Source organism: Limnohabitans sp. MMS-10A-192 (assembly GCF_003063335.1).
Lineage (GTDB): Bacteria > Pseudomonadota > Gammaproteobacteria > Burkholderiales > Burkholderiaceae_C > Limnohabitans_A.
The window spans coordinates 175,606-199,714 of record NZ_NERX01000001.1 but is presented as its reverse complement, the minus strand read 5'-3'; the positions used below and the strand labels follow the sequence as shown (position 1 = coordinate 199,714).

Here is a 24,109-nt window from a genome sequence, read left to right as displayed (position 1 = left end):
CCTGATGGGCAATTTAGTCTTCGAGGTCAATTTCAAAGGCGTACCAGCGTCCATTGCTTCGGCTGGCCTTGACCTCTACATATGGCAAAGGGGTTCTCGTCAGTAAGCTTCTGTTTTCTGTGCTGCTGTCGTAATAAAAGGTCTGACCGCGAACCTCGAAGGTCTGGGCGGTCACGTTGCTGATCACGCCATAGAACTCGAATTCCTGGGATTCGATCTCTGATGAGGTTTTGACCTGTACCTTGCTGGCAATCAACTGGCCGGCTCGGATATTTCCCTCTACTTCCACCACGACTCCAGCAGCCAAGGTGCCCGTGATTCGGGCCGATGCGGCATTCACAGGAATTCCATTCACAACGAAGCTAGAGCTCGATTGATAGGAAGTGATGCTCCCATGGACTTCTGCTTCGTAATCGTGGTCATCTTGCAAATCAGCAAGAGGAGAATTCAACAAATCAATCTGAGATGCTGTCCAAACAGCGCCCGATGGGATCGGATTCAAGCGAACACGAACAAAACTCCCATCGGCTGTACCAGCTGGTAAAGCTGCGGCCGAAGACCAGTTGATCGCGATGAGCCCAAGATTTGCACTCCGACCTGCTGCATTGATCTGCGAAATGGCGCCACTGAGCTTGTACGACGTGGGTTGAACCAGCGAGACTTCAATTCGGCTTGCCTGTATGTGACCATCCACTTGATCGACAAAGCCATAAATTTCCACAAAGTGGGCCGTCGTCAAATCAGCGAACTGCTGTACTGCCCCACCAAAGAAGGTCGTCGCCAAGACATCGACGGTGTGACCCAAAATTTCAAAGGTTGTTGCACCTTTGTTACTCACTGGGCCAATCCACTCGCTACCGTAGGTGATCCGGTAGGCCGTAGCCGTTGGCAAACCAGTTGCGTTTGCTGGCGGGGTGACTGCCGAACCCTCGATGTTGACGACCATACCCAATTCAAGCGCTTGATTGTTGGCGTTTGAATCATCTCGCGAGAGTATTGAAGCGTTGTCGTCGTTGTAACGTATCCCATTGACGATGATGGACCCGAAACCGCTGATCGTTCCGGATGTGAATGAGCCAGTCCCACCGCTGGAAAGTCCAGCGACATCCGTACCACCACCCCCGCAGCCAGTGATTTCTGCGATGGCACCTGCAATTCCTAACAAGGCGGTTCTTCGCGTGCACAGCACCCGCTTAATTTTTCTCATTTGATTCCTCTTGTGCGGGGCCTTTCGGTCCGGGTTGATTTGTCTGCATAGCGCTTTTGTAAGAGTAAAGGCCTATGCGCAGTTGCTGGTTTTTTTGTCTGCCCTTGGCCTTGTCTTCATCCATGAGCGACTGCAACTGCGGACCAAGCTGAGTCAGCAAGTCGCGCCATTGGGCAGTGATCATTGATTTGGCGGCCTCCAATGACTCTTCAGAGAGTTCATCGGCCAGCAAGGCCTGTTCGAAATGTTCACCCCCGTCATGGAGCACGTTGTCTACGCTTGCCCGCAAGTGGTCGCCTACATTGGCACCTATGAAGCCCACCATCTGCGGCCAATCTTTTTTGGGCACGAAGATCGCGTCTACCACCGAGACGGTGTCGTTTTTCGTGTTGTGCGCCACAAGGCCAAGACGAACCATGTCGGCCAAGATGGACTTGGGATGTACGTCCTTGGTTACAGATGCGGCAAGCATCTCGAAGCTCGGAGCCTCTCCCGTTCTAGGGATTTGGATGGGTAAGCCCTTCTTGTTGACGTAGTCGGACTGCGTTGTCCAATAAGTCAGGACATCCGTGGCGACCGTTCTGGTTTGAGGACGGGCAGGTGCATCTTCCGATTGCAAACGGGCTACTTCGCGGCGCGTTAGACCCGTCATCGTGCTGATACGACTGGTCAATCGGGCGGGGTTCAGTCCATCGCAATCTTCAGTAGCTGCCTGAACGAAGGCACGCCGCATCATCTCTTCTGCCGCTTGAATAGACACACCTTTGGCCAAACAAAGCTTGGCCAAAGGGCTGAGCAGTTGCTCAAGCACTGCCAAGAGTGCTTGCTGCTCTGATTGCAATCCATCCGGAGATAACTGGTTGGTCATGATGAAGGTCCGTTAGCGCAAGTATAAATGTGCAAAATGCACATTTCAAACATTCTTGACAAATTAGATCAACTTTATTCAGTTGTGGTGCAGCGCAAGGGGGCTCAGCGGCTTAAGCGGGATTTCATCTGGCATCGTTAGCCTTGAGGCATGGAAAAAATCAATGCAAAGCGGTTTCGGGTGCAATTGTTAATGCTGGGTCTTGTGTTGGCATGTGCCAGTTCCAAGGCCGCCGACACCAGTCCTTCTCAAGAGCTGGCGCGTTGGCAGCAGCAGGCACAGCAGCCTGCCAGTGCGCAGCGTGGGCAGGCGCTCTGGACTCGTCAACAAGGCGAGTGGTCTTGCGCCTCGTGCCATGGTGAGCCGCCCGTGCGCGATGGGCGCCATGCATCAACCCACAAACACATCGCACCATTGGCACCGGCCATCAATCCGCAACGACTGACAGATCAGGCCAAAGTGGACAAATGGTTTCGACGCAATTGCAAGGATGTTTTCTCGCGTGAATGCACTGCACAGGAAAAGACCGATGTCATCGCTTACCTGATCTCATTGAAATGAACAAACGCCTTTGCTTCTTGATCGTCCTGTCATTGACAGGAATAGCCCACGCCGATGGCCCTCGTATGCCGTCGCAGGTGCCCGAGCGCTATACGGCTGAATGCGCAGCCTGTCATGTCGCCTACCCGCCAGGGTTTTTGCCAGCCCAATCCTGGCAGCGGATCATGGGTGGCCTGGAGAAGCACTACGGCAGTGATGCAACGATGGACGCAGACAGCGTGCGTCAAATCAATGCCTGGCTGACTGCAAACAGCGGTACAGGACGACGGATGCGCGAAGCTCCCCCAGAGGATCGAATCACCCGTTCAAGCTGGTTTGTCCGCGAGCATCGCAAGGTTGATCCCAACACGTGGCAGCACCCCAAAGTTCGCAGTGCAGCTCAGTGCCAGGCTTGTCATGTTCAGGCAGCACAAGGACAGTTTGATGACCATCAGATTCGCTTGCCACGTTGATACCTTTTGAAATCAGACCACTGTATGAACATTGACACCCCAACCTCACTGACTGCCACTTCAGGTGTGCCAACCCGTCGCACTGTGGACGCTTTCATGCGGGTCTGGCATGTTTTGCTGGCATTGTCTTTTCTCGGGGCATACATCACCGCTGATTTGGAGCGACTGCGGCTTGTCCATGTGGTGCTGGGCTACACCGCTGGCGGCTTGTGGTTTTTGCGCCTACTTTGGGGCTTTGTTGGGCCGCGATCGGCGCGTTGGTCCTCCCTGTGGGGTAAATTGCGCGGGCTGGGGCTATGGTTGGCTGCGGCGCGGGTCGGACAGCCGAACTGGCGACAGGCCCAAAATCTTCTGCTTGCGTCCAGCGTGGCACTTTTATTGATAACGCTGCTGCCGGTCGTGGCCTCGGGGTATGCCACCTATATGGAGCTTTCAGGCGAGTGGCTGGAAGATGTGCATGAATTTTTCAGCAACTTGATGCTGCTGGCTGTCCTGGCGCATGTGGGGGGTGTGCTCGTTCTGAGTCTGCTTCAGCAGCGCAATCTGGCGACGCCCATGTTGAGCGGGCGTGTGCCAGGCAGAGGCCCTGATCTGGTTCGACATAACCTGGGTGGTCTGGCTATTCTCTTGCTTGCACTGGTGCTGATTTTCTGGGGCTGGCAGTGGAAAGCCGCGAGCATCAGGCGAGATGCCCCCGATGCTGTTTCGAGTTGGCTACACCCAACAGGGGAGCGGTCACAATCGAGCGATGGTGACGACGATTAAGGGCTAGGAATGCGTGTATTGCTTGCCGAGGACGATGAGCTACTGGGCTCGGGCCTGAAGTTAGGCTTGCAGCAGCAGGGCTGGCAGGTTGATTGGGTGCGCGACGGCATGGCCGCCGAGCGAGAGATGTTATTGGCTCAGCACCAGGCGGTGGTGCTTGATCTTGGCTTACCCAGGCAAGATGGCATACAGACTTTGCAAACGGTGCGCTCGCGGGGCATCACCACGCCCGTTTTGGTCCTTACCGCACGCGATGCGGTGGGCGATCGCATCGCAGGCTTGGATACCGGAGCCGACGATTATTTGGTGAAACCTGTAGATTTGCTTGAACTTTCTGCGAGACTCAGGGCGCTGGTGCGTCGTGCGCACGGTGTCACCCAGGCCCAGTTGAGCGTGGGCGAAGTCCGGTTAGACCCAGCCACTCGTCAAGTGTGGTGGCAGGATCGCCTGGTTGAACTGTCGGCACGTGAATTTGAGCTGCTGCAAATCTTCATGCTGTCTGCTGGGCGAGTCCTTAGCCGCGAACAACTCGAAACTCAGCTTTACCAATGGGGCCACGAAGTGGCCAGCAACACGGTAGAGGTGCACATATACAACCTGCGCCGAAAATTTTGGCCAGGACTCATCAACACGTTGCGTGGGGTCGGCTACAGCATGTCGCGTGCACCAGTGAGCGGAGAGGCATCGTGAAACTCTGGCGCACTTCAAGTCTGCAGTGGCGGCTCACAGTAGGCCTGGTGACTGTAACTGTTGTGGTCTGGGGAGTCGTATTGGCCCTGACATGGAGCAAGACTCGCCATGAACTTGACGAACTGCTGGACGCTCATCTGGCCCAAACCACGTCAGTTCTCCTGGCTCAGATCGGCGATGAACATGACAGTGACGATTTCACCACCACGCCCTTGCTGCACAAGTATCAACCTCGTGTGGCCTATCAAATCTGGCACGAGAATGAGTTGATCAGCCGTTCCGCTCAGGCCCCCTCGCAACCATTTGCCCCTGAACACGCGAGCGGACGTTCAGAACAGACCGTCAATGGCAAGCGATGGGTGGTTTTCACGGCACAAGGAACAGACGATGATGTTGTTGTGCATGTCGCCGAGCTTGAGCAAGCCCGCAACGACATCCTGAGTGCTGGACTTCACAGTGCAGTGGGGCCTTTGCTGCTCGCTTTGCCCGTGCTTGGCTTGCTCATTGGGGTCCTGGTGCACCAGTCTTTGAGCGGGATTCGGCAAACCGGCTTGGCGATTGCCGCTCGACAACCCCAGGCGCTCACGCCGGTGCCTGACAGCGGTGTGCCTGAAATTCAGCCCCTGATTGACGCACTCAACCAGCTATTTGCCCGAGTCAACCGCACTTTCGAACAGGAAAAACGTTTCACAGCCGATGCAGCTCACGAACTGCGTACGCCACTGGCAGCAATTCGCATGCAGGCCCAGGTGGCTCAAGGAGCTCGTGATGATGCCGAGCGTCAACAAGCGCTGGTGTCTGTCTTGCGTGGCTGTGATCGGATGACCAGACTGGTGGAACAGTTGCTTCAGCTGGCCAGACTAGAGGCGCAAATGCCAACGCCATTGGAGGCGCCACACGATGTACGCATCGAGATTGCAGAGACACTTGCATCATTGAGTGATCAGGCCAAGCTGCGACAGCAAACCCTGGAATTGATTGCACCGGAGCCAGTCATCCTTTCCATGCCAGCCGCCCACATGGGAGTGCTGGTACGCAATCTGGTTGACAACGCTCTGCGCTACAGCCCTGAAGGGGCACGTGTAGAAGTTCGCTTGTGCGCACAGAACAAATGTCTTGAAGTCCATGACAGCGGGCCTGGGTTATCGCCTGATCAGCTGGATCAGCTTGGCCAACGCTTTTATCGTGTCCCGGGTTCCCAATCAGAAGGCTCAGGCTTAGGCTGGTCTATCGTGCAACGCTTGGTCGAATTGCACAACATGAATTTTGAGATCCTGAGAAGCCCATCGCTAGGAGGGATGGTGGTCAAAGTGAATTTACAAGGTGGCTGAGACCATCAGCACTGAATGACCCAATTTCCCGCCACCCAATGGCTGCAATGGGTCGACTCCTGCCGTCTGCATGCCCGCCGTGATCGTCCGCTCCCAGCCTGAACCGGACACTTCCCAGGCTCGTCCCGCAACCACTCAGTAAAACACCTGAGCTCACTCTGTGGTGTGTGGTGTGACTGGTTGACCAACAATGGGGGGCTGCACCTTCAGCCTCAGCCCCGCATCAAGGCCTGGCTGGCCTGAACGCCTCCGCCACAAAATCCACAAAAGCCCGCACCCGCGCCGCCGATTTGTGCTGAGCCGGATAGACCGCGTAGATGTCGGCGTCAGGCGTGTGGTGTTGCGGCAGCAGTTGCACCAGCTGGCCTTGCGCCAGGTGCTCACGAATGTCCCATTCGGCACGCATCAAGATGCCATGACCATCAAGCGCCCATTGCACCGCGATGCTGCCATCGTTGGTGGTCAGGTTGCCGCGGGTTTTGAGGGTCTCGGTTTTGCCGGTGCGTCCACGCGTGAGCTTGATCACGCCATAGGCCTCGCCGCCTTGGCGGATGCTGATGAAGTTGTGCCGCGCCAAGTCGGCCGTGGTTTTGGGCTCGCCATGCTGTGCACGGTAGGCGGGCGATGCGCACAGCAACCGCTGGTTGCTCGCGATCTTGCGGGCGATCACGCGCGCATCGGGCGGCGGGCCAAAGCGGATGCAGACATCGAAGGTGTCGTCGGTGAGCGCGGGCGGGTCGACCGACAGCTGCAGCTGCACATCGACCTGTGGGTATTGCTGCACAAAGCGGCTGATCAGCGGCCCCATGTGGCTGCGGCCAAAGCCCAGGGTGGCATTGACCCGCAACAGGCCGCTGGGCGTGGAGCGGCTGGCGCCGAGTTGTTGTTCCAGATCGGCCATTTCGGCCAGGATGCTGCGGGCGTGGCGCAACACGGTTTCGCCTTCCACCGTCAGGCTCATGCGCCGCGTGGTGCGGTTGAGCAGGGGCACGCCCAGGCGGGCTTCCATTTGCGACAGGCGTTTGCTGACGGCAGCGGTGGTGATGCGCATCTCGCGGGCGGCGGCGCTCAGGCTGCCGGCCATGGCCAGTGTCGCAAAAAAGCCCAAATCAGCGGCTTGCAGGCGTGGTTCCATTGTTGATCTCAGGTTAACAATGGATTGAATTTTAGGGTGTTTGTTGAAGGGGTTGCGCCGCACAATGTCGCCATCCTTTTCACCCTAGACACACACCATGAAAACCTACCGCATCGCCACCATCCCCGGAGACGGCATTGGCAAAGAAGTCATTCCCGCAGGCCAGCAAGTGATGGAGGTGCTGGCCAAGGCCTGTGGCACTTTTGCTTTTGAGTTTGAAAACTTTGGCTGGGGCGGCGACTACTACCGCGAGCACGGCGTGATGATGCCGGCCGATGGCCTGGACGCATTGCGCAACAAAGACGCCATCCTGTTCGGCTCAGCGGGTGACCCACACATCCCCGACCACATCACCCTGTGGGGCCTGCGCCTGAAGATTTGCCAGGGCTTTGACCAATACGCCAACGTGCGCCCGACGCGCATCTTGCCGGGCATCGACGCGCCGCTCAAGCGCTGCACGCCCAAAGACCTGGACTGGGTCATCGTGCGCGAGAACTCCGAAGGCGAGTACTCCGGCGTGGGTGGCCGTGTGCACCAAGGCCACCCGATCGAGGCGGCCACCGACGTGTCCATCATGACCCGCGCAGGCGTTGAACGCATCTTGCGCTACGCCTTCAAGCTGGCGCAGTCGCGCCCCCGCAAGTTGCTCACGGTGGTGACCAAGAGCAATGCGCAGCGCCACGCGATGGTCATGTGGGACGAAATCGCGCTGCAAATTTCCAAAGAATTTCCCGATGTGAAGTGGGACAAGGAACTGGTCGATGCGGCCACCGCCCGCATGGTCAACCGCCCAGCGAGCCTGGACACCCTCGTCGCCACCAATTTGCATGCCGACATCCTGAGCGATCTGGCCGCTGCGCTGGCGGGTAGCCTGGGCATTGCGCCCACAGGCAACATCGACCCTGAACGCCGCTACCCCAGCATGTTCGAGCCCATCCATGGCTCGGCTTTCGACATCATGGGCAAGGGCCTGGCCAACCCGGTGGGCACCTTCTGGTCGGTGGTCATGCTGCTGGAGCACATTGGCGAGCACGACGCGGCCCAGCGTTTGATGCAGGCGGTGGAGGCCGTGACGGCCAACCCGGCCCTGCACACCGGTGACCTGGGCGGGAAAGCCCTGACAAACGATGTCACCCAAGCGGTATGCAAGGCCTTGGCTTGAGGCCATGATGCGCCTTGGATGCAGTTTGTCCATTTTCCAATTCCATGATTTTCTGACCCTCACGCCTTGAAAGGTATGAACATGCGCTCCAAGTTTCTTCCCGTTGCCACCGCCTGCGCCCTGCTGGCGTCTGTGAACGCTTTTGCACAGGACTACCCTGCAAGCAACAAGTCCATCACCTTCGTGTTGCCCTATGCGGCGGGTGGCCCCACCGACAAGGCGGCGCGCGATCTGGCCCAGGCCATGAGCAAGGCCATGGGCGGACACAGCATCGTGATCGACAACTCGGCCGGTGCCTCCGGCTCGATTGGTGCCAACAAGGTGGCCAAGGCCGGTGCCGATGGCTACACCCTCTTGTTCACGCACATTGCGCAAGCCACCTTGCCCACTTTTTTCCGCAACTTGCCCTACAACGTGGAAAAAGACTTCGAGTACCTCGGCCTCGTGAGTGAAAACCCGATGAACCTGATTGGCCGCCCCAGCTTGCCGGCCAACAGCATGCCCGAGTTGGTCACATGGATTCAGGCCAACAGGGGCAAGATCAACATCGCCAACGCCGGACCTGGTTCGGCTTCGCACTTGTGCGGCATGTTGTTCCAGTCCACGCTAAAGGTGGACATGACCTCGGTGCCCTACAAAGGCACAGCCCCGGCCATGACCGACTTGATCGGCGGTCAGGTGGACCTGATGTGTGACCAGACCACCACCACCATCCCGCAGATCGAAGGCAAGAAGGTCAAGTCATTTGCGGTGACCACGCCTTCGCGTTTGAGCTCGCCTGTCCTCAAGGACATGCCCACCATGCAGGAAGCCGGGCTCAAGGATTTCAGTGTGACGATCTGGCAAGGTCTGTACGCGCCCAAAGGCACGCCAGCGGCGGTTTTGAAGAAGCTCAATGACGCACTGAAAGTGGCCGTCAAAGATCCTGAATTCATCCGCAAGCAAGATGCTGGCGGTGCTTCCGTCATCAACGACGCACGCAACGACCCGGCTGGGCACAAGGCCTTTGTGATGTCCGAAGTGGCCAAGTGGGCGCCGGTCATCAAGGCTGGGGGCGTTTACGCCGACTGATGTTGGCTGAGCTGTCTGAGGCTTGAATGCCTTTATCCTCAAGGACTGTTCACCTCGCTTGAAACCTGTTCGCCATGACTGACCCTCAAACCGCGTTGCGCCACCTCTACGATGTGGCGGTGCAACGCGCCTTGCCCCTGCACAACACCGCCGCACACTTGCCCCCGCCACCGAAAGGCCGCACCCTGGTGCTGGGCGCAGGCAAGGCGGGTGGGGCCATGGCGCAGGCGGTTGAGGCTTTGTGGCCGCAAGACGCGCCGCTGTCGGGTCTGGTGGTCACGCGTTATGGCCACACGCCGCCACGCCCTGCGGGCTTGCCCGAACGCATCGAGGTGGTCGAGGCTTCGCACCCGGTGCCCGATGCAGCAGGGCTGAAGGCCGCCGAGCGCATTCTTGAATTGACCCAAGGCCTCACGGCCGACGACTTGGTCTTGTGCCTGATTTCGGGTGGCGGCTCGGCGCTGCTGACCTTGCCTGCCGAGGGCTTGAGTCTGCAAGACAAGCAAGCCATCAACCGCCAGCTGCTAGCCAGTGGTGCCAACATCGCCGAGATGAACTGCGTGCGCAAACACCTCTCGCGCATCAAGGGTGGCCGCCTGGCGGCCGCTTGTGCGCCTGCACGCGTGGTCACGCTCACCATCAGCGATGTGCCGGGCGATGACCCGTCGATCATCGCCAGTGGCCCCACCGTGGCCGATGCCACCACTTGCGCCGATGCGCTGGCCATCTTGCAGCGCTATGCGATCGATGTGCCAGCCCATGTGTTGCAGGCTTTGCAGGCGGGCACGCTGGAAACGCCCAAGCCCGGCTCACCGGTGTTTGCAGGCCACAGCGTCCACATGACGGCCACGCCGCAGCAGTCGCTGGAGGCAGCGGCAGACGCGGCCCGTGCCATGGGCGTGAACGCCTACATCCTGAGCGACGAGATCGAAGGCGAATCGCGCGAAGTGGGCAAGGTGCATGCCGCCTTGGCCCGCGCCGCCGCCAAAGGCCAGGGTCCCTTCCAAAAGCCCTGCGTGATCTTGAGCGGTGGCGAGACCACCGTGACCATCAAGCCCCAGCCCGCTGGCAGCCCACGCGGGCGCGGTGGCCGTGCGGGTGAGTTCTGCATGGGCCTGGCGCAAGGCTTGCAAGGCCAGACGGGTGTTTGGGCTTTGGCTGCGGACACCGATGGCATTGACGGCATCGAAGACAACGCCGGCGCCCGTGTGACGCCCGACACACTGGCACGCGCCGTGGCGCTGGGCCACAAGCTGGATGCGCATCTGCAGCGCAACGATGCCTATGGCTACTTTGAAGCGCTGGGCGATCTGGTCATCACCGGCCCCACGCACACCAATGTGAACGACTTCAGGGCGATTTGGGTGGCCTGATCGTGCTTGGCGGCGGATATGTAAATGAATACTTTACATATCAAAAAATAATTTTTGTCACTTCCTAAAATATGATCCTCCCCTGTTGCGTCGGGTGTTCGGCGCCCAACAGGAGACAGAAACATGTGGCGTCAATGGACAAAAACATCAGCCCCCAGCGTGCTGAGCTTGGGTGTGGCACTGGCCTTATCGGCTTGCGGTGGCGGAAGTTCAGACAGCACCAGCAGCACGATCACCGGCACAACTTACGCCACAGCGGGCGTGCTGTGCGATTTCAGAGACAGTGGAACCCAGAATCTGGTGTACAACAATGCGCCCAACGGCAGCAGCACCAACAGCGTCAATGAGACGCTGCCTTTCAGCTACAGCTGGACCTGCAGCGGCAGCTCACGCACGGTCACCGGCAATGGCGTACCCAACCATGACGTCACATATGGCAACTTTGCGTCCAAGCTGTCGGTCCAAAGCATTTCGGCCAGTGTGTCGACCAGCCCCATTGCCAGCACCACCAGCACATCGGTCAAGTTGCCCGGTTATGCGCTCAACAGCGTGAAGATGGACCCGGGCACTGCAGGCACATGCACCAACAGCGCCACATCGGATGCTTCAGGCTGCAACTACGCCGGTGGCACCGGCACCTGGCGCATGGAGGCCATGGCTGACCCCAGCGTCAGCCCCTGGAAGTTTGATTTCGGCACCGACGTGAACAACGCGCATGTGCAGCCCAATGGCCAGTACCACTACCATGGCATGCCCAACAACCTGATCACCAAACTCAACAGCGCAAGCACGACCACCATGACCCTGGTCGGTTGGGCCGCAGACGGGTTCCCGATTTACGCCAACTATGGCTACAAGACGGCCACAAGTGCCAGCTCGGCGCTCAAGGAGATGAAGGGCAGCTACCGCGTCAAGACGACGCCGGATTCAGGTCGCCCCTCCACCACTTTGTTTGCCATGGGCCATTTCCAACAAGATTGGGTGTTCGATGCGTCAGTGGGCGATCTGGACGAATGCAATGGGCGCACAGGCGTGACGCCCGAGTTCCCCAGCGGCATTTACCATTACTACATCACCAAGACCTATCCTTTCATTCAGCGTTGCGTGAAGGGTTCTGCGGCGACTTGGGCCAATTAATGCCGTGATGCATGCCGTGATCGCCACCAGGCGGTCCGCTGCGTCATCTAACGCTTGTTCATGCATCTTTTTTTCCGTTGTTTGCGAGGCTTGAGTTGGCTCTTGCTGATGGCTTGTGCCAGCGCACAAGCCCATCTGATGGTGGCCCAAAAGGGCACGCTCAATCTGCATGGCGATGGCGCCTATCTGGTGGTCTCGCTGCCGGTGTCGGCTTTCTCGGGCATTGACGACGACGGTGACGGCGCTTGGTCTGCACAAGAGTTGGGCCTGCATGGCCCGCAAATTCAGGACCAGCTCAAAGCGCAATTGCGCCTGCGTGACACCCAAGGTCCACGGCCGGTCGATGGCATCACCTTGGTGCCTACGCCGCCCGATGACAAGCCAGCCGACCCGGTCACGCAGCTGGTGGTTTTGGCGAGTTTCAAGTTGGCCCATCCCGTGTCCGCTGAGGGTGCTGCGACGGCCAAGGGCTTGGCGTTGCATGCCGGGCTTTTCGGGCCCAGCCAAGCTGAGCAGCAATTGAGCATCACCGTGACCCAAGGGCCTCACAAGCAGTTGCTGGTGCTCACGCCCGAGCGGCCCGAACAAGCCTTGTTCCCCTCAGGTTGGCGTGTGGTGGCCGACTACGTGGTGTTGGGCGTGATGCACATCCTGACGGGCTGGGACCATCTGCTGTTTTTGGCTGTGGTGCTGCTCGGCGGTGGCTCGTGGCGACAAATCCTCGGCATCTTGACCGCATTCACCTTGGGCCATGCTGTGACACTGGCTTGGGGCTTGCTGGGGCAGGTGACTTTGGGCATGGCGTGGGTGGAGCCTGCGATTGCCTTCACGATTGTGGGCATGGCCGCTTGGGAGGCTTGGCAGCGCCAGCGCAAGCAAGTGATGCCCATGCGCTTTCGTTTGGCTTGTGTGTTCTCTTGCGCGCTGGTGCATGGGCTGGGCTTGGCTTCAAGCTTGCAGGCCATCGGCCTGGACACAGCGCACCGGCTGTGGAGTTTGCTGGGCTTTAACCTGGGTGTCGAGTTGGCGCAATGCATTGCAGCAATGGTTTTGGGGGCCTTGGGCTGGTTGCTCTTGGCCAGATTGAGTGCGCCTCATCAACAGCGTATTCGGCAAATGTGCTTGGTGTGCGCCATGCTGATGGGCGGGTTTTGGTTCGTTGAGCGACTGATTTGATGTGCGTCAATGCCGTGGAGGTGCGACTCTGGCAAAGTCAATCCCATCATGGTTGCCACTGCTGTTTCCCCTTCGCTTGAATCCACCGCTGCATTGGCGGCCGGCACGGTCTTGCTGCACCGTGGCGATGCGTCGGCTCAGGTTTTGCATCTGATGGAGGGACGCGTTGTTCTGGGGTTCTTGCAGCAAGGCGAGATGGCGCACCAGTTGGGTGAGGTGCAAGGCCCTTGCTGGCTGGAGGCGTCTTCGGGTTTGCTGGGCTTGCCCCATGCGGTCGATGCTGTGGCTCTGACCCCGGTGCAACTGCAGTATGTGGCCGCATCCGAATTCATGGCTCAGGTGCTCAGCATGCCCGTGCCCTCGCAAACCTTGTTGATGGACATGGCCAGATCTCAGCGTCAGCAAACCGAGTTGGCCGTGAGCCGGCTGGCCAAAGATGCCGATGCTCGTTGCGCCGAATGGCTGTTGCGCCACGCCGAGCCGAATGCGGTGGTGGGTGGACTGGCCGTCACCTTGCGTGAACGCAAACGGACCATTGCGGCTCAGTTGGGCATTGCCCCCGAGACTTTTTCGCGCGTGCTGCGGCACTTGCGTGATCGCCAACTCATCAGTGGCGCAGGCCGGGTGCTGGGCTTGCCCAACCCCCAAGCCCTGCGCGAGCTGGCCGGGGTCTGAACGTCAGTCGCCCACGATTTTGCGTTCGCGGATGATGGCGCCAAAGCGTTTGGAGTCATCGGCTGCGCGGGCACCGAATTCAGCAGGCGTCAAAGGCAGGGCTTCGCCGCCCAAATTCTGGATGCGGTCTTTCAGGGCTTGTGTGCCCAAAATTTTGTTGATTTCGCGGTTGATGCGGTTGACCACATCGGCGGGCGTGCCCGCAGGGGCGTAAAAGCCAAACACCGAGTCGGCGTCAAAACCCTTCAGACCCGCTTCGTCCAAGGTGGGCACGTTGGGGAACAAGGGTGAGCGCTTCATGCTGCCCACGGCCAACAGTTTGAGCTTGCCTGCACGCACCTGACCCAGGCCAATGCCGGGGTCAAAGTAGAAATCCAATTGACCCGCCAACACGTCTTGCAAGGCCGGTGCCGCGCCACGGTAGGGCACATGCACGGCAAACAGACCGGCTTGGCTTTTCATCATTTCACCGGCCAGGTGGGGTGAGCTGCCGTTGCCTGCTGAGCCATACGACAGACGGCCCGGATTGGCCTTCACATGCGCCAAAAATTCCTGGATGTTGTTGGCCGGGAAGTTGGGCTTGGCCACCAAAAATACCAGCACGCGGGCGGCCGAGGCCACGGGCACCAGGTCTTTGGCGGGGTCAAAGGGCATGCGGGCATAGATGTGCGGGTTGACCGAGACCATGCCACCCGAACTCATGAGCAGGGTGTAGCCGTCTGCGGGCGATTTGGCGACCATGTCGCCACCCAAGTTGCCGTTGGCACCGCCCCGGTTTTCCACCACCACCGGCTGGCCCAGCGCCTCACCCAAGGGCACGCCAATGGCGCGGGCGATCTGGTCAGCCGCGCCACCCGGTGGAAAGTTGACCACGATCTTGACGGGCTTGGTGGGCCAGCTCTGGGCGGCAGCGCTCAGGCAAAGCGCGGGGCCTGTCATGAGCGCGGCCAGAGCGATGGCCCATGTGCGGCGATTGAATGAAGCGATTTTTCTCATGCTTGTCTCCTGGTGGTTTTTGTGAGTGTGGCTGTGAACATGATGCAACAGGTTCAGGGTTTCAGCAGTCGCGGATTTTTCATCCACAGCACCGGTTGTTCCTTGACCGGGCGCGCCGGAGCGCCGTGTTGCAGCAAGGCCTGGTCCAGCGCCTGGCCCGCTTCGTCCTGCAAGGCCGCCTGGCGGATGCGTGCGACAGCTAGCGCCTGCTCGGCCACAGGCACTTTGGAGGCTGGTCCGCACACATGGCGCAGGATGTGCAGCAGGTTGTCTTTGCCGCGCTCGTTGGTGCTGCCGTAGCCCTTGATGAGTTGCCCACAACGCGCCAACTCCAGACCCAGCGCGGGCGACAGGCGTGTGGCCGCCTCGATGCCGCCCAGCCATTCTTCGATCAAGGTTTGCTCAGTTTGATAGCGGCTGCCCAAGGGGCGCAGTACGCGCAGGCTGGCCAGCAGACGCAAGCTGGCCATGCCCCACAGCGCGTGGCGTGCCACTTTGAGCGGCATGGACCAAGGCGCTTGGCCACGCGCCACACGGGCGCGGTCCCAACGCAACAGCCGGTTGGCCAGGCCTTGTGGCAACAGGGCCGCCAGCTCGGGCACACCGGGTTTGAAGTGGTCGTAAACCTTGAGCACATCGCCCTCTTTGGCTTTGACTTCTTGCGTCACGCGGTCCCAGCGGCTGGCGCGGCTTTTCAGGTCGGCCACGCGGATGATGTCGTCAAACGCCATCCACAAGGCCAGCCAACGGGTGGCCTCGGCCGTCACGGGGCGGGTGGTGTCGGCTGACGCGGATTCGGCATCCAGCAAGCGTTCGAGCCGCTGCACATACAAGCGGGCATAAGCGGGGCCTTGGTATTCCACCAAGCGCTGGTGCGCCAAGCCCATCAGGGGGTGCAGCACGGCGGGAAATTTGGCGGCGACATCGCCCGGCAAAACAGCCGATGGAGATTCAGATGAAGATGAAGATTCAGAGGGCGCAGGTGCCGCAGGTTTCATGACCTGCTCGACATACTGAGCTTGCTCGCGCTGGCGCTTCACCAAGTCAAAAGCTGACGCAAAGCCACGCAGGCTGGCTTGCGCCGCCTTGCTGGGGCCTGCCAACACAGCTTCGTAATGTTCGCGTGTAAAAGGCAGCAAGCCGCTGCCTGCAATGGCCCCCAACATCACGGCGCTGACCAGTGTGCCGCTTTCCTGGCACAGGCGGGCCATGTCCATGACGTGGTGGCGCAGGCTGTGCGCGGCGATCACATCGAGCAACGGACCTTCAGGGCGTCGGCCATCGCCCATGGTCATTTTTTCGGCGGTGGTCAGTGCCCGCGACGAGGCGCTGATGACCAGCGTGCGGTCGTTTGAAGCCAGGCCGTTGCCGATCTGGCGGGCGGTTTCCAGTAACTCGGACGACACCAGCGCATCGAGCCTGCCAGGCAGCGGGTTCAGGCCCAGCACCGGCAAGCGGCCTTGCAGTTGGCTGTGGGGCAGGGGGTAGATTTCCAGGTAATAGGTGGTGGCCCCGGTGCGCTGCGCCACACCGGGGATGGAGGTGGCTTGGGCCGGATAGCCTGCGTGGCGGGCCACGTCGACCAGCCAGTCGGCCAGCACGCCGCCGCCTTCGCCGCCCAGGGCGCACAACAAAATGGAAATCGGTTGGGTCATGTGGAGTCTCTGTGAAAGGCTTGGTGGGTTCGGCCTGCGAAGTTGGCAAATGTGGGCTGATGAGTCGATCTGTTACGACGGACTTTTTTTGAATCTGTCATAACTGGCTTGTTTTGAATCTGTCATCCCGGACTCTCTTTGAAGCTGTCATCCCGGACTTGATCCGGGATCCATCGCGTGCCAGCGACAATCGCAAAGGGCAGCGCTGCAGACTGGATCCCGGGTCTTCGCCCGGGATGACCAACAATGCGCCTGTCATCCGGACTTGTCTTGAATTTGTCATCCCGGACTCTCTTTGAAGCTGTCATCCCGGACTTGATCCGGGATCCACTGCTTGCCAGCGATGATCGCAAAGGGCAGCACTGCAGACTGGATCCCGGGTCTTCGCCCGGGATGACAAAACAGGGGCTGCGCTGACATGTCCTCATGATTGGACCGGATCAAGCGGGTTGCAGCCAGCGGGTGGCCAGGCTTTGCCAGCGGGCCCACAAGCGCTCGTGCAGCTTGGGGTTTTGCACCACTTCGGCGCGGTAGAAGGATGGACACAGCGTGGCCGCGTGGGCGTTTTCGCCGCACAGGCCGCAGCCCACACAGCCGTCGATCACGGTAGCCACCGGGTCCACTTTCAGCGGGTCGGGGTTGTCTTTCAGCGTGAGGGTGGGGCAGCCGGACAGGCGGATGCAAGCGTGGTCGCCGTTGCACACGTCTTCGTCCACGCCGTATTTCACGCGCTCCACACGTTTGCCTTTGGACAGCAGCGAAGCCAGCCACGGCTTGATGCGGCGCTGGCGCTCCAGCTGGCATTCGCCTTCGGCCACGATCACCTTCAGGCCCTGGAACTCGGTGGTGAAGGCTTCGGTCAGCGTGGCCTGCATGTGGCTCACTTCGTAGGTGTGCACCGTGCGCAGCCACTGCACGCCCAGCCCTTTGAGGGTGGACTCGATGGTCTGGTTGGTGTGCACCATGCTTTGGCGTTTGTCGCCCGCCAGTTCTTTGGCGATGTCGGTGGGCGTGTTGATGATGTCTTGCGTGCCGGTGGCCGAGGTGTAGCCGTTTTTGAAGATCAGCAGCACCGCGTCGTCGCCGTTGAACAGCGCGCTTTGCACACCCGTCAGCAAGCCGTTGTGCCAAAAACCGCCATCGCCCATGACCGACAGCACACGGCGCTTCATGACCGGTGACACCCCCGCCCGGCTAGCCAAACTCATGCCGTACCCCAAGATGGAGTGACCCACCGAAAACGGCTCGAAAGTGGCCAGCGCATGGCAGCCAATGTCGCCTGAAATGTGCACCGGGCCGACATCTTGTTGGGCCAGCTTGAGGGCCGAGAACACGGGCCGCTCGGGGCAGCCAATGCACATGCTCGGTGGCCGCGCAGGCAGCGGGCTGCCCAGCAGGGTTTGCACTTGCTGGCGGCGCTCGCCATTGGTTGCCAGCCATTGCCGCGTGGCCTCGGGCACAGCGTCGGCTTGGTGCCGGTCCAGAAACTTCAGCAGGCCTTGGGCCATGACTTCGGCCGTGTATTCTCCGCCCGAGGGCAGCATGTCTTTGCCGTGCAGCGGGGTTTGCAGGTCCAGGCGGCGCAGCATCAGGGCGAGCTCTTGCTCGATGTATTCGGGCTGGCCTTCTTCGAGCAGCAGCACGGCCGATTTGTCTTTGCAAAAATTCACCAGCTCGTCAGGCACCAGCGGATACGTCACATTCAGCACCAGCACCGACAAGCTGGACACGCCAAAAGCATCGGCCAAGTCGAACTGCTGCAAGGCGCGCATGAGGGTGTTGTACAAACCCCCTTGCACGATCAGGCCCAGGTGTCGGTGTTGGGTGCCTTCAAAGTGTTCGTTCAGGCGCTGCTCGGCAATGTATTGGTGGGCGGCGGGCAGGCGGTGCTCCACTTTGCGTTTTTCTTGTGCAAAGGTCACCGGCGGGTGCGCCAGCTTCATGTAGTTGAAGCCGGCCGGCTCGTCGATCAGGTATTTTTTGGACAACTTGGGCGCCTGGTTGTCCTTGGCCACAAATTGGCCGCGCACATGGCAAGCGCGGATGCGCAGCTCCATCATCACCGGCATGTTGGAGGCTTCAGACAACCTGAAACCGTGCTCCACCATGTTGACCATTTGGCCCAACTCGGGCCGGGGGTCGAGCAGGCACATGCCCGACTTGAGGGCGTAGGCATGTGTGCGCTCTTGAATGACGCTGGCGCCTTCGCCGTAGTCTTCGCCCACCACGATCAGCACGCCCCCGGTCACGCCGGGTGACGACAAATTGGACAACGCATCGGCCGCCACGTTGGTGCCGACGATCGACTTCCAGGTCACCGCGCCGCGAATCGGGTAATGGATGGACGCGCCCAGCATGGCCGCAGCCGAGGCTTCGTTGGAACAAGCCTCCACATGCACACCCAGCTCGTCCATGTAGGGCTTGGCCTGCACCATGACGTCGAGCAGGTGCGAGACCGGTGCGCCTTGGTAGCCGCCCACATAGCTCACGCCCGACTGCAGCAGCCCCTTGGTGATGGCCAAAATGCCCTCGCCATGAAAGACTTCGCCCGCGCCCATGCGCAGGGCCTTGATTTCTTCGTGAAATGAAACTTCCAAAGCACGCTCCTTGCGTTGTTGGCTGTGGTGTGCACAGCGCTTTGGTTCATCTTACGTATAAGTGCATAAAATAATCCGAATAAATGGTATGCCTTGAATGAATATCAAAGACCTCGACCTGAATTTGCTGCGGCTGTTTGACGCGGTGTGGCGCACGCGCAGCGTGAGCCTGGCCGCGCAGCAGCTGGGCATGTCGCAACCCGCAGCCAGCCAAGGCCTGGCCCGCTTGCGCAGTGTGTTGGGCGATGCCTTGTTCGAGCGCAGTGGTGCGGGCGTGCGGCCTACGCCGCGTGCCGACCGTCTGGCGCAGGCGGTGCAGCTGGCCTTGGGCACCATCGAAGAGGCGCTCAATGTGTCTCAGGTGTTCGACCCCTTGCGCTCGGAGCGCGTGGTCCGGGTGCACCTGAGCGACATTGGCGAGGCGCGGTTTCTGCCCGACCTGGTGTTGACCCTGCAACGCTTGGCGCCGGGCATGCGGCTCGAAGCCTGGCCACTGGCGCACGACAAAATTGGCGCCGCACTGGACAACGGCCAGCTGGATTTGGCGATCGGTTTTTTGCCCGAAGTGACCGAGACCGTGCAGCAGCCCTTGCTGAGTGACCGCTATGTTTTGCTCTTGCGCAAAGGCCACCCGGTGGCCAAGCGCTGGGCCAAGCTCAAGAAGGTCGGCATCCCGCAATCCGACGCGCTGCAGGCGCTGTTGGCCGAGCTGGAGTTTGCGGCGGTGCGCACGCATGCCGACACCTTGCGCATTCTGGAGCTGATGCACTGGCAGCACCGCTTGCGCTTGACCGTGAGCCATTTCCTGTCGCTGCCGGGCATCGTGCACAGCAGCGATCTGGCGGTGCTCATGCCGCGCAATTTTGCGCAAGGCTTTGCGGTAGCGGGGGCGCTGGACGTCATCGAGCCCGATTTGCCCTTGCGTGATTTCACGGTGTCCATGCACTGGAGCCAACGTTTTGACAAAGACCCCTGCCTGCAGTGGCTGCGTGCCACCGTTTCCCAATTGTTCAGCTCAAGCCCCAAATGACCTCCTTGAAACCTTACCTCAGTGAAATTGAAGCGCCCAGCCGTGCCGATGTAGAGGCCATGCCTGGCCTGACTTTGCTGGAATTTGGCACCGAATGGTGCGGCCACTGCCGCGCTGCGCAGCCTGTGGTGGCGCAGGCCCTGGCACAGCATCCGCAGTGGCAGCACCTCAAGGTCGAAGACGGCTCGGGCCGTGCATTGGGCCGTAGTTACCGCGTCAAGCACTGGCCCACTTTGCTGCTGCTGCGCGACGGCCTGGAAGTGGCCCGCGTGGTGCGGCCCACGGCTGTGCAGGACCTGTTGACCGCCTTGGCTGGGGCTTGAAGCATGCCCAGCGTTGCCATTTGGCTGGCTCCGATCGAAGCGGCCCTGCGTGCGCTGGCCGATGCGCAACAGGCCGAGCCCATGAAGGCCTACATGCTCGATCAGTTCGAATTTCTGGGCATCCGGGCAGGGCCGCGGCGCGAGGCCCTGAAGGGCTTCATGAAGTTCACGGGCACCGCCGATGAACTGCTGGCGCTGGCCGAAGCGCTGTGGCGCCTCCCCGAGCGTGAGTTCCGATACGCCGCCATCGACCTGTTGAGCAAGCACTACAAGCGCCTCGACGTCAGCGCCTTGCCGCGCATCTTGCAACTCGTGCAGACCGATCCCTGGTGGGACACGGTCGATGGTCTGGCCGGGGTGGTGGGGGATATCTTGCTGCGGGCCAAATCCAGTCAGCCCGATGTGCAGCGCCACATGGACGCCTGCCTGGTGCACCCCCACCTGTGGGTGCGACGCGTGGCCATGCTGCACCAACTGGGCTGGCGCGAACAGACCGACCCAGAGCGGCTGTTGCGCTACGCGCTCACCCTGGCCCCTGAAAAAGACTTTTTCATCCGTAAAGCCATTGGCTGGGCGCTGCGCGACCATGCGCGAACCCAGCCCGATGCCGTGCGCGACTTTTTGGCCAGGCATGCCGATCAGCTGTCGGGCCTCACGCGCAGGGAGGCGGGCAAGCATCTGGGCTGATCAGACCACACAGCGCTTTGACAAAGCCTGCAGCCGCTGGGGTATGAATCGCTTGCTGAGCGACTGGGATATCGATGGCTTCAAACCACCATCGACAGGCGAAAAAATGGGCTTGTTTTGACGCAGCCGTCCAGGGCGCTTGTGGTTTACTTGCCGGGCCGTCTTCAACACATCACCGCCATGGACACTTTCCAAAACAGCCGATATTTCCCGCATTCACCTCCCACCGTTTTTGCAGCGATCCAGGCCCCTGAGCGCTTGGCGCGATGGTGGGGGCCGAAAGGTTTCACCAACGCATTCGAGGTCTTCGAATTTCGCGCAGGCGGGCGCTGGGTGTTTGACATGGTCGGCCCCGACGGTAGCCGTTATGCCAACGAGTCGGTGTTCTTGAGCATCGAAGAAAACCGGCAGGTGCTCATCGACCACATTTGCGCACCCTTGTTCAAGCTCACCATCACGCTCGATCCCGAGGGCGATGGCACGCGTGTGCATTGGCTGCAGGTGTTTGAGGATGCGGCGTTTGCACAAGCCATGAAACACATTCTGGAGCCCGCCAACGAGCAGAACCTGGACCGACTGGGGGCGGAACTCGGCCTGGCTTAATTGAGCAAAGCGCCCGCGTCCTCGTACCAGAACATCAGGGCGGCTTCGTAGCCTTCCCACACGCAACCGTTGCAGCCGCGCCCGCAGCACGAGGTGGGCTCGGGTGGCGGCTCCCGGAAGTCGTGGCCTGCAGCTTGCAAGCGTTCCTGGAATTGCGCAATGCCTCGGCGCACAGATTCACGCTGCGCCTGGTTGGGGTCGATGATGGGGTCTTCGTTGTCGCTCATGTTCAAGTCAATCCAGCCATGGGTTGATCAAGGCCACACCAGTGGCTTCGAAGTCCACCACGTTGCGGGTCACCACGGTGAATTTGTGTTCCAGCGCGGTGGCGGCAATCATCGCGTCGCGTTCCGAGCGTGGGTTGGGAATGTGCAGCGATGCGCACATGGCCGCGGTGTTTTCTCCAAACGGCAAGATGCGGCCGGCAAACGCGGCACGCACCCCGGCCAGCCAGCTGCGCAGCGCACTGCCTTGCGGCGGTGTTCGGCGCTCCAGCGCCTGGATGCCCAACTCCAGTTCCAAAATGGTGATGGCGGACAAGAAAAGCCGATGGCTTGGCTGGTCTGCAGCCCAGCGCCGCACGGCTGCCGAGGGCAGGGGCTTGCCCTGACGCAGTTCCGAAATGACGTTGGTGTCCAGAACGAACATGGCTCACTCAGTCCAAAGATGCAGCTTGGATCTGGATGTGCAGCTTGGGTGGCTCGAAATCCATGCCTTCACCACCGGGAATGCCCTCCATCAGTTCCAGCAAAGACGGCGTTTGCTGACCCGTCATGCGGTGGTAATCATCGATGTTGAGCAGCGCAAACGCCGGGCGGCCACGGTCGGTGATGAACACCGGACCGTCCACCGCCGCACGCTTGGCGGCCGACACGTCGCGCGTGAAGTCTCGGCTGGAAAAGGTGTGAATGGCCATGTTGAACGCCCTCAAACGATGAATGTTTGTATGTTACGACAAAAATATCGCGGGCCGCAAGTCCTTGTTGATCAGGCCCGATGAACTTGAAACATCCATGAAACTTTTGTCATCCCGGGCGAAGACCCGGGATCCAGTGTGTACCTCAGCCCTTTGCAAAGAACGGCAGTGCGCAATGGATCCCGGCTCAAGGCCGGGATGACAGAAAAAGAGGCTGGGATGACAAAAAAAGAGGGCGGGATGACAGAAAAAGAGGCTGGGATGACAAAAAACAAGGGCGGGATGACCAAGCTGACGATTGAGCCTGGGCACCTGCAAACTTCACAGGGCCGGATCAATAGGCTGAGGGTGGGGTGTGGCAGGTCACGCGCTGCCCCTGCACCACCGTGTGCGCAATCAGCCGTTCATCGCCCAGCACGATCATGGCGAACAGCCATTCGGCCAGGGTCTCGGTTTGTGCGGTGCGTCGGGCCAGCAGCGGTGTGGCTTGAGGGTTGAGCACCACGAAGTCGGCTTCGCAGCCGGGCAGCAGGTTGCCCACTTGGCCATTCAGGTCGAGCGCAGCGGCCGCTCCCGCCGTGTGTTGCCACCACAGCTGCTCGGGCGCGAGGCTGATGCCGGGGCAGCCCACGTTTTGGCGGGCCACGGTGTAGGCCGCGTGCATGGTGTGAAAAGGGCTGAAGCTGGTGCCGCCACCCACATCGCTGGCCAAGCCGTAACGCAGGCCTGCCGTGTCTGACGCGGTGTAGTCAAAAAAGCCGCTGCCCAAAAACAGGTTGCTGGTGGGGCTGACGGCGGCCGTCGCGCCGACCTCGGCCATGCGGCGGCGGTCGGTTTCATCCAGATGAATGCAGTGCGCGTAAATCGAGCGCTGGCGCAGCAGGCCCGCGCGGTCGTACACATCCAGATAACTCCGTGCTTCGGGGAAGAGTTCGTGCACCCAACGGATTTCATCCAGGTTTTCGGCCACGTGGGACTGAATCCACACGTCGGGGAACTGCTGCGCGATTTCGCCCGCGCCATGCAGCTGGGCCTGTGTGCTGGTGGGCGCAAAGCGCGGCGTGATGGCGTAGCCCAAGCGGTCCACGCCGTGCCAGCGGCGGATCAGGTCTTCGGTCTGGCGCAGGCTCAAGTCGGTGTCGGTGTCGCGCAGGCCGTCGGGGCTGTGGCGGTCTTGCAGCACTTTGCCGGTGACCATGCGCAGGCGGCGCTTTTGGGCTTCGGCCATGAACACATCGACCGATTCGGGGTGGGCCGTGGCAAAGCAAAGCGCAGTGGTCACGCCGTGGCGCATCAGCTCATCCAGGAAGAAGCTGGTCACCTCGTGCGCGTAAGCGGGCTCTGAAAACTGCTTTTCGTGTGGAAAGGTGTAGTGCGTAAGCCAGGGCAGCAAGCCGTCGGCGGGCGAGCCGATCACATCGGTTTGCGGGTAGTGGATGTGCAGATCGACAAAGCCCGGTGCAATGCACAGGCCGGGCCAGTGGGTGACGGACACGTCGGGGTAATGGACTTTGAGCTGCGCGTAAGGCCCTATCGCCTGGATGCGCACGATGCCATCGGCTTCGCGGGCGGTGACCAGCAGGCCGTCGGCTTCGTGGCTGACTTTCGGCAGGGCAGGGTTAGCGAACCAGAGCAAGCTGGCTCTCCAGGCTTGGATGTCGGTCAGTTGGGCGTCGTGGCGCATGGTGCGGGTGGGTCT

25 protein-coding genes are annotated in these 24,109 nt (G+C 60.4%); 15 read left to right on the top strand and 10 right to left on the bottom strand.

Annotated elements, in window-relative coordinates; all coding sequences use genetic code 11:
• Window positions 1-13: 13 nt before the first annotated feature.
• Together B9Z43_RS00990 and B9Z43_RS00985 are read right to left on the bottom strand one after the other, a co-directional pair.
• Window positions 14-1,207: a DUF5666 domain-containing protein gene (locus B9Z43_RS00990; protein ID WP_146186066.1), complete on the bottom strand. Its 1,194-nt coding sequence runs from the start codon at window positions 1,205-1,207 to the stop codon at window positions 14-16.
• Complete coding sequence (locus tag B9Z43_RS00985; protein ID WP_108322302.1) at window positions 1,194-2,075, bottom strand: DUF6502 family protein; 882 nt, start codon at window positions 2,073-2,075, stop codon at window positions 1,194-1,196. Before B9Z43_RS00985 ends, B9Z43_RS00990 begins: the two co-directional genes overlap by 14 nt.
• A gap of 150 nt (window positions 2,076-2,225) precedes the next feature.
• On the opposite strand from B9Z43_RS00985, the gene B9Z43_RS00980 reads away from it, so the two are divergent.
• Genes B9Z43_RS00980 through B9Z43_RS00960 form a run of 5 tightly spaced genes read left to right on the top strand, consistent with a single transcriptional unit; the run spans window position 2,226 to window position 5,874 of the window.
• Complete coding sequence (locus B9Z43_RS00980) at window positions 2,226-2,636, top strand: DUF1924 domain-containing protein (RefSeq protein ID WP_108322301.1); 411 nt, start codon at window positions 2,226-2,228, stop codon at window positions 2,634-2,636.
• Window positions 2,633-3,088, top strand: coding sequence for a diheme cytochrome c (locus B9Z43_RS00975; protein WP_108322300.1), 456 nt, complete (start codon window positions 2,633-2,635; stop codon window positions 3,086-3,088). The genes B9Z43_RS00980 and B9Z43_RS00975 overlap by 4 nt, the downstream gene beginning before the upstream one ends.
• A gap of 24 nt (window positions 3,089-3,112) precedes the next feature.
• Window positions 3,113-3,853, top strand: a complete 741-nt coding sequence (locus B9Z43_RS00970) for a cytochrome b/b6 domain-containing protein (RefSeq protein WP_108322299.1) — start codon at window positions 3,113-3,115, stop codon at window positions 3,851-3,853.
• Between the two features lie 9 nt (window positions 3,854-3,862).
• Window positions 3,863-4,543 (top strand): response regulator transcription factor, encoded by a 681-nt coding sequence (locus B9Z43_RS00965; RefSeq protein ID WP_108322298.1) that lies wholly within the window; start codon window positions 3,863-3,865, stop codon window positions 4,541-4,543.
• On the top strand, window positions 4,540-5,874 hold the full coding sequence (locus B9Z43_RS00960; protein WP_158270040.1) for an ATP-binding protein: 1,335 nt from the start codon (window positions 4,540-4,542) through the stop codon (window positions 5,872-5,874). Before B9Z43_RS00965 ends, B9Z43_RS00960 begins: the two co-directional genes overlap by 4 nt.
• Before the next feature lie 223 nt (window positions 5,875-6,097).
• Here the strand turns inward: B9Z43_RS00960 and B9Z43_RS00955 are convergent, their stop codons facing one another.
• A complete protein-coding gene (locus B9Z43_RS00955) occupies window positions 6,098-7,009 on the bottom strand; it encodes a LysR substrate-binding domain-containing protein (RefSeq protein ID WP_108322296.1) in 912 nt (303 codons plus the stop codon).
• A gap of 97 nt (window positions 7,010-7,106) precedes the next feature.
• On the opposite strand from B9Z43_RS00955, the gene B9Z43_RS00950 reads away from it, so the two are divergent.
• From B9Z43_RS00950 to B9Z43_RS00925, 6 genes are all read left to right on the top strand, one after another.
• A complete protein-coding gene (locus tag B9Z43_RS00950) occupies window positions 7,107-8,171 on the top strand; it encodes a tartrate dehydrogenase (RefSeq protein WP_108322295.1) in 1,065 nt (354 codons plus the stop codon).
• A gap of 81 nt (window positions 8,172-8,252) precedes the next feature.
• Window positions 8,253-9,242, top strand: a complete 990-nt coding sequence (locus B9Z43_RS00945) for a tripartite tricarboxylate transporter substrate-binding protein (RefSeq protein WP_108323036.1) — start codon at window positions 8,253-8,255, stop codon at window positions 9,240-9,242.
• A 74-nt stretch (window positions 9,243-9,316) separates the two neighbouring features.
• Window positions 9,317-10,615 (top strand): glycerate kinase, encoded by a 1,299-nt coding sequence (locus B9Z43_RS00940; protein WP_108322294.1) that lies wholly within the window; start codon window positions 9,317-9,319, stop codon window positions 10,613-10,615.
• Window positions 10,616-10,738: 123 nt separating this feature from the next.
• The gene (locus B9Z43_RS00935) at window positions 10,739-11,752 is read left to right on the top strand and encodes a YHYH protein (RefSeq protein WP_108322293.1); all 1,014 of its coding nucleotides are present in this window, start codon (window positions 10,739-10,741) and stop codon (window positions 11,750-11,752) included.
• Window positions 11,753-11,812: 60 nt separating this feature from the next.
• Window positions 11,813-12,928, top strand: coding sequence for a HupE/UreJ family protein (locus tag B9Z43_RS00930; protein WP_108322292.1), 1,116 nt, complete (start codon window positions 11,813-11,815; stop codon window positions 12,926-12,928).
• 48 nt (window positions 12,929-12,976) lie between these two features.
• Window positions 12,977-13,603, top strand: a complete 627-nt coding sequence (locus B9Z43_RS00925) for a Crp/Fnr family transcriptional regulator (RefSeq protein WP_108323034.1) — start codon at window positions 12,977-12,979, stop codon at window positions 13,601-13,603.
• A gap of 3 nt (window positions 13,604-13,606) precedes the next feature.
• On the opposite strand, the gene B9Z43_RS00920 is transcribed toward B9Z43_RS00925, so the two are convergent.
• The 3 genes from B9Z43_RS00920 to B9Z43_RS00910 all read right to left on the bottom strand — a co-directional run bounded on the left by B9Z43_RS00920 (window position 13,607) and on the right by B9Z43_RS00910 (window position 18,851).
• Window positions 13,607-14,599 (bottom strand): tripartite tricarboxylate transporter substrate binding protein, encoded by a 993-nt coding sequence (locus B9Z43_RS00920; RefSeq protein ID WP_108322291.1) that lies wholly within the window; start codon window positions 14,597-14,599, stop codon window positions 13,607-13,609.
• 53 nt (window positions 14,600-14,652) lie between these two features.
• Entirely contained in the window at window positions 14,653-16,254 is a 1,602-nt protein-coding gene (locus B9Z43_RS00915) for an indolepyruvate oxidoreductase subunit beta family protein (RefSeq protein ID WP_108322290.1), read from the bottom strand.
• A gap of 440 nt (window positions 16,255-16,694) precedes the next feature.
• A complete protein-coding gene (locus tag B9Z43_RS00910; RefSeq protein WP_108322289.1) occupies window positions 16,695-18,851 on the bottom strand; it encodes an indolepyruvate ferredoxin oxidoreductase subunit alpha in 2,157 nt (718 codons plus the stop codon).
• A gap of 97 nt (window positions 18,852-18,948) precedes the next feature.
• Between B9Z43_RS00910 and B9Z43_RS00905 the strand changes: the two genes are divergently transcribed.
• The 4 genes from B9Z43_RS00905 to B9Z43_RS00890 all read left to right on the top strand — a co-directional run bounded on the left by B9Z43_RS00905 (window position 18,949) and on the right by B9Z43_RS00890 (window position 21,494).
• Complete coding sequence (locus B9Z43_RS00905) at window positions 18,949-19,881, top strand: LysR family transcriptional regulator (protein ID WP_108322288.1); 933 nt, start codon at window positions 18,949-18,951, stop codon at window positions 19,879-19,881.
• Window positions 19,878-20,204, top strand: coding sequence for a thioredoxin family protein (locus B9Z43_RS00900; protein ID WP_108322287.1), 327 nt, complete (start codon window positions 19,878-19,880; stop codon window positions 20,202-20,204). The genes B9Z43_RS00905 and B9Z43_RS00900 overlap by 4 nt, the downstream gene beginning before the upstream one ends.
• A 3-nt stretch (window positions 20,205-20,207) precedes the next feature.
• Complete coding sequence (locus B9Z43_RS00895) at window positions 20,208-20,891, top strand: DNA alkylation repair protein (protein ID WP_108322286.1); 684 nt, start codon at window positions 20,208-20,210, stop codon at window positions 20,889-20,891.
• Between the two features lie 180 nt (window positions 20,892-21,071).
• Window positions 21,072-21,494 (top strand): SRPBCC domain-containing protein, encoded by a 423-nt coding sequence (locus B9Z43_RS00890; protein WP_108323032.1) that lies wholly within the window; start codon window positions 21,072-21,074, stop codon window positions 21,492-21,494.
• On the opposite strand, the gene B9Z43_RS00885 is transcribed toward B9Z43_RS00890, so the two are convergent.
• From B9Z43_RS00885 to guaD, 4 genes are all read right to left on the bottom strand, one after another.
• Window positions 21,491-21,721, bottom strand: coding sequence for an oxidoreductase-like domain-containing protein (locus B9Z43_RS00885; RefSeq protein ID WP_108323030.1), 231 nt, complete (start codon window positions 21,719-21,721; stop codon window positions 21,491-21,493). The genes B9Z43_RS00890 and B9Z43_RS00885 overlap by 4 nt on opposite strands.
• Window positions 21,722-21,728: 7 nt before the next feature.
• On the bottom strand, window positions 21,729-22,142 hold the full coding sequence (locus tag B9Z43_RS00880) for a type II toxin-antitoxin system VapC family toxin (protein ID WP_108322285.1): 414 nt from the start codon (window positions 22,140-22,142) through the stop codon (window positions 21,729-21,731).
• A gap of 7 nt (window positions 22,143-22,149) precedes the next feature.
• On the bottom strand, window positions 22,150-22,410 hold the full coding sequence (locus B9Z43_RS00875) for a type II toxin-antitoxin system prevent-host-death family antitoxin (RefSeq protein ID WP_108322284.1): 261 nt from the start codon (window positions 22,408-22,410) through the stop codon (window positions 22,150-22,152).
• Window positions 22,411-22,744: 334 nt separating this feature from the next.
• Window positions 22,745-24,094, bottom strand: coding sequence for a guanine deaminase (gene guaD / locus B9Z43_RS00870; RefSeq protein WP_108322283.1), 1,350 nt, complete (start codon window positions 24,092-24,094; stop codon window positions 22,745-22,747).
• Window positions 24,095-24,109 lie beyond the last annotated feature (15 nt).

Bases quoted from the DNA above. Each gene is read 5' to 3' on its own strand.
- B9Z43_RS00990 (WP_146186066.1), bottom strand. From the start codon at position 1,207: ATGAGAAAAATTAAGCGGGTGCTGTGCACGCGAAGAACCGCCTTGTTA.
- B9Z43_RS00985 (WP_108322302.1), bottom strand. From the start codon at position 2,075: ATGACCAACCAGTTATCTCCGGATGGATTGCAATCAGAGCAGCAAGCA.
- B9Z43_RS00980 (WP_108322301.1), top strand. From the start codon at position 2,226: ATGGAAAAAATCAATGCAAAGCGGTTTCGGGTGCAATTGTTAATGCTG.
- B9Z43_RS00975 (WP_108322300.1), top strand. From the start codon at position 2,633: ATGAACAAACGCCTTTGCTTCTTGATCGTCCTGTCATTGACAGGAATA.
- B9Z43_RS00970 (WP_108322299.1), top strand. From the start codon at position 3,113: ATGAACATTGACACCCCAACCTCACTGACTGCCACTTCAGGTGTGCCA.
- B9Z43_RS00965 (WP_108322298.1), top strand. From the start codon at position 3,863: ATGCGTGTATTGCTTGCCGAGGACGATGAGCTACTGGGCTCGGGCCTG.
- B9Z43_RS00955 (WP_108322296.1), bottom strand. From the start codon at position 7,009: ATGGAACCACGCCTGCAAGCCGCTGATTTGGGCTTTTTTGCGACACTG.
- B9Z43_RS00950 (WP_108322295.1), top strand. From the start codon at position 7,107: ATGAAAACCTACCGCATCGCCACCATCCCCGGAGACGGCATTGGCAAA.
- B9Z43_RS00945 (WP_108323036.1), top strand. From the start codon at position 8,253: ATGCGCTCCAAGTTTCTTCCCGTTGCCACCGCCTGCGCCCTGCTGGCG.
- B9Z43_RS00940 (WP_108322294.1), top strand. From the start codon at position 9,317: ATGACTGACCCTCAAACCGCGTTGCGCCACCTCTACGATGTGGCGGTG.
- B9Z43_RS00935 (WP_108322293.1), top strand. From the start codon at position 10,739: ATGTGGCGTCAATGGACAAAAACATCAGCCCCCAGCGTGCTGAGCTTG.
- B9Z43_RS00930 (WP_108322292.1), top strand. From the start codon at position 11,813: ATGCATCTTTTTTTCCGTTGTTTGCGAGGCTTGAGTTGGCTCTTGCTG.
- B9Z43_RS00925 (WP_108323034.1), top strand. From the start codon at position 12,977: ATGGTTGCCACTGCTGTTTCCCCTTCGCTTGAATCCACCGCTGCATTG.
- B9Z43_RS00920 (WP_108322291.1), bottom strand. From the start codon at position 14,599: ATGAGAAAAATCGCTTCATTCAATCGCCGCACATGGGCCATCGCTCTG.
- B9Z43_RS00915 (WP_108322290.1), bottom strand. From the start codon at position 16,254: ATGACCCAACCGATTTCCATTTTGTTGTGCGCCCTGGGCGGCGAAGGC.
- B9Z43_RS00905 (WP_108322288.1), top strand. From the start codon at position 18,949: ATGAATATCAAAGACCTCGACCTGAATTTGCTGCGGCTGTTTGACGCG.
- B9Z43_RS00900 (WP_108322287.1), top strand. From the start codon at position 19,878: ATGACCTCCTTGAAACCTTACCTCAGTGAAATTGAAGCGCCCAGCCGT.
- B9Z43_RS00895 (WP_108322286.1), top strand. From the start codon at position 20,208: ATGCCCAGCGTTGCCATTTGGCTGGCTCCGATCGAAGCGGCCCTGCGT.
- B9Z43_RS00890 (WP_108323032.1), top strand. From the start codon at position 21,072: ATGGACACTTTCCAAAACAGCCGATATTTCCCGCATTCACCTCCCACC.
- B9Z43_RS00885 (WP_108323030.1), bottom strand. From the start codon at position 21,721: ATGAGCGACAACGAAGACCCCATCATCGACCCCAACCAGGCGCAGCGT.
- B9Z43_RS00880 (WP_108322285.1), bottom strand. From the start codon at position 22,142: ATGTTCGTTCTGGACACCAACGTCATTTCGGAACTGCGTCAGGGCAAG.
- B9Z43_RS00875 (WP_108322284.1), bottom strand. From the start codon at position 22,410: ATGGCCATTCACACCTTTTCCAGCCGAGACTTCACGCGCGACGTGTCG.
- guaD (WP_108322283.1), bottom strand. From the start codon at position 24,094: ATGCGCCACGACGCCCAACTGACCGACATCCAAGCCTGGAGAGCCAGC.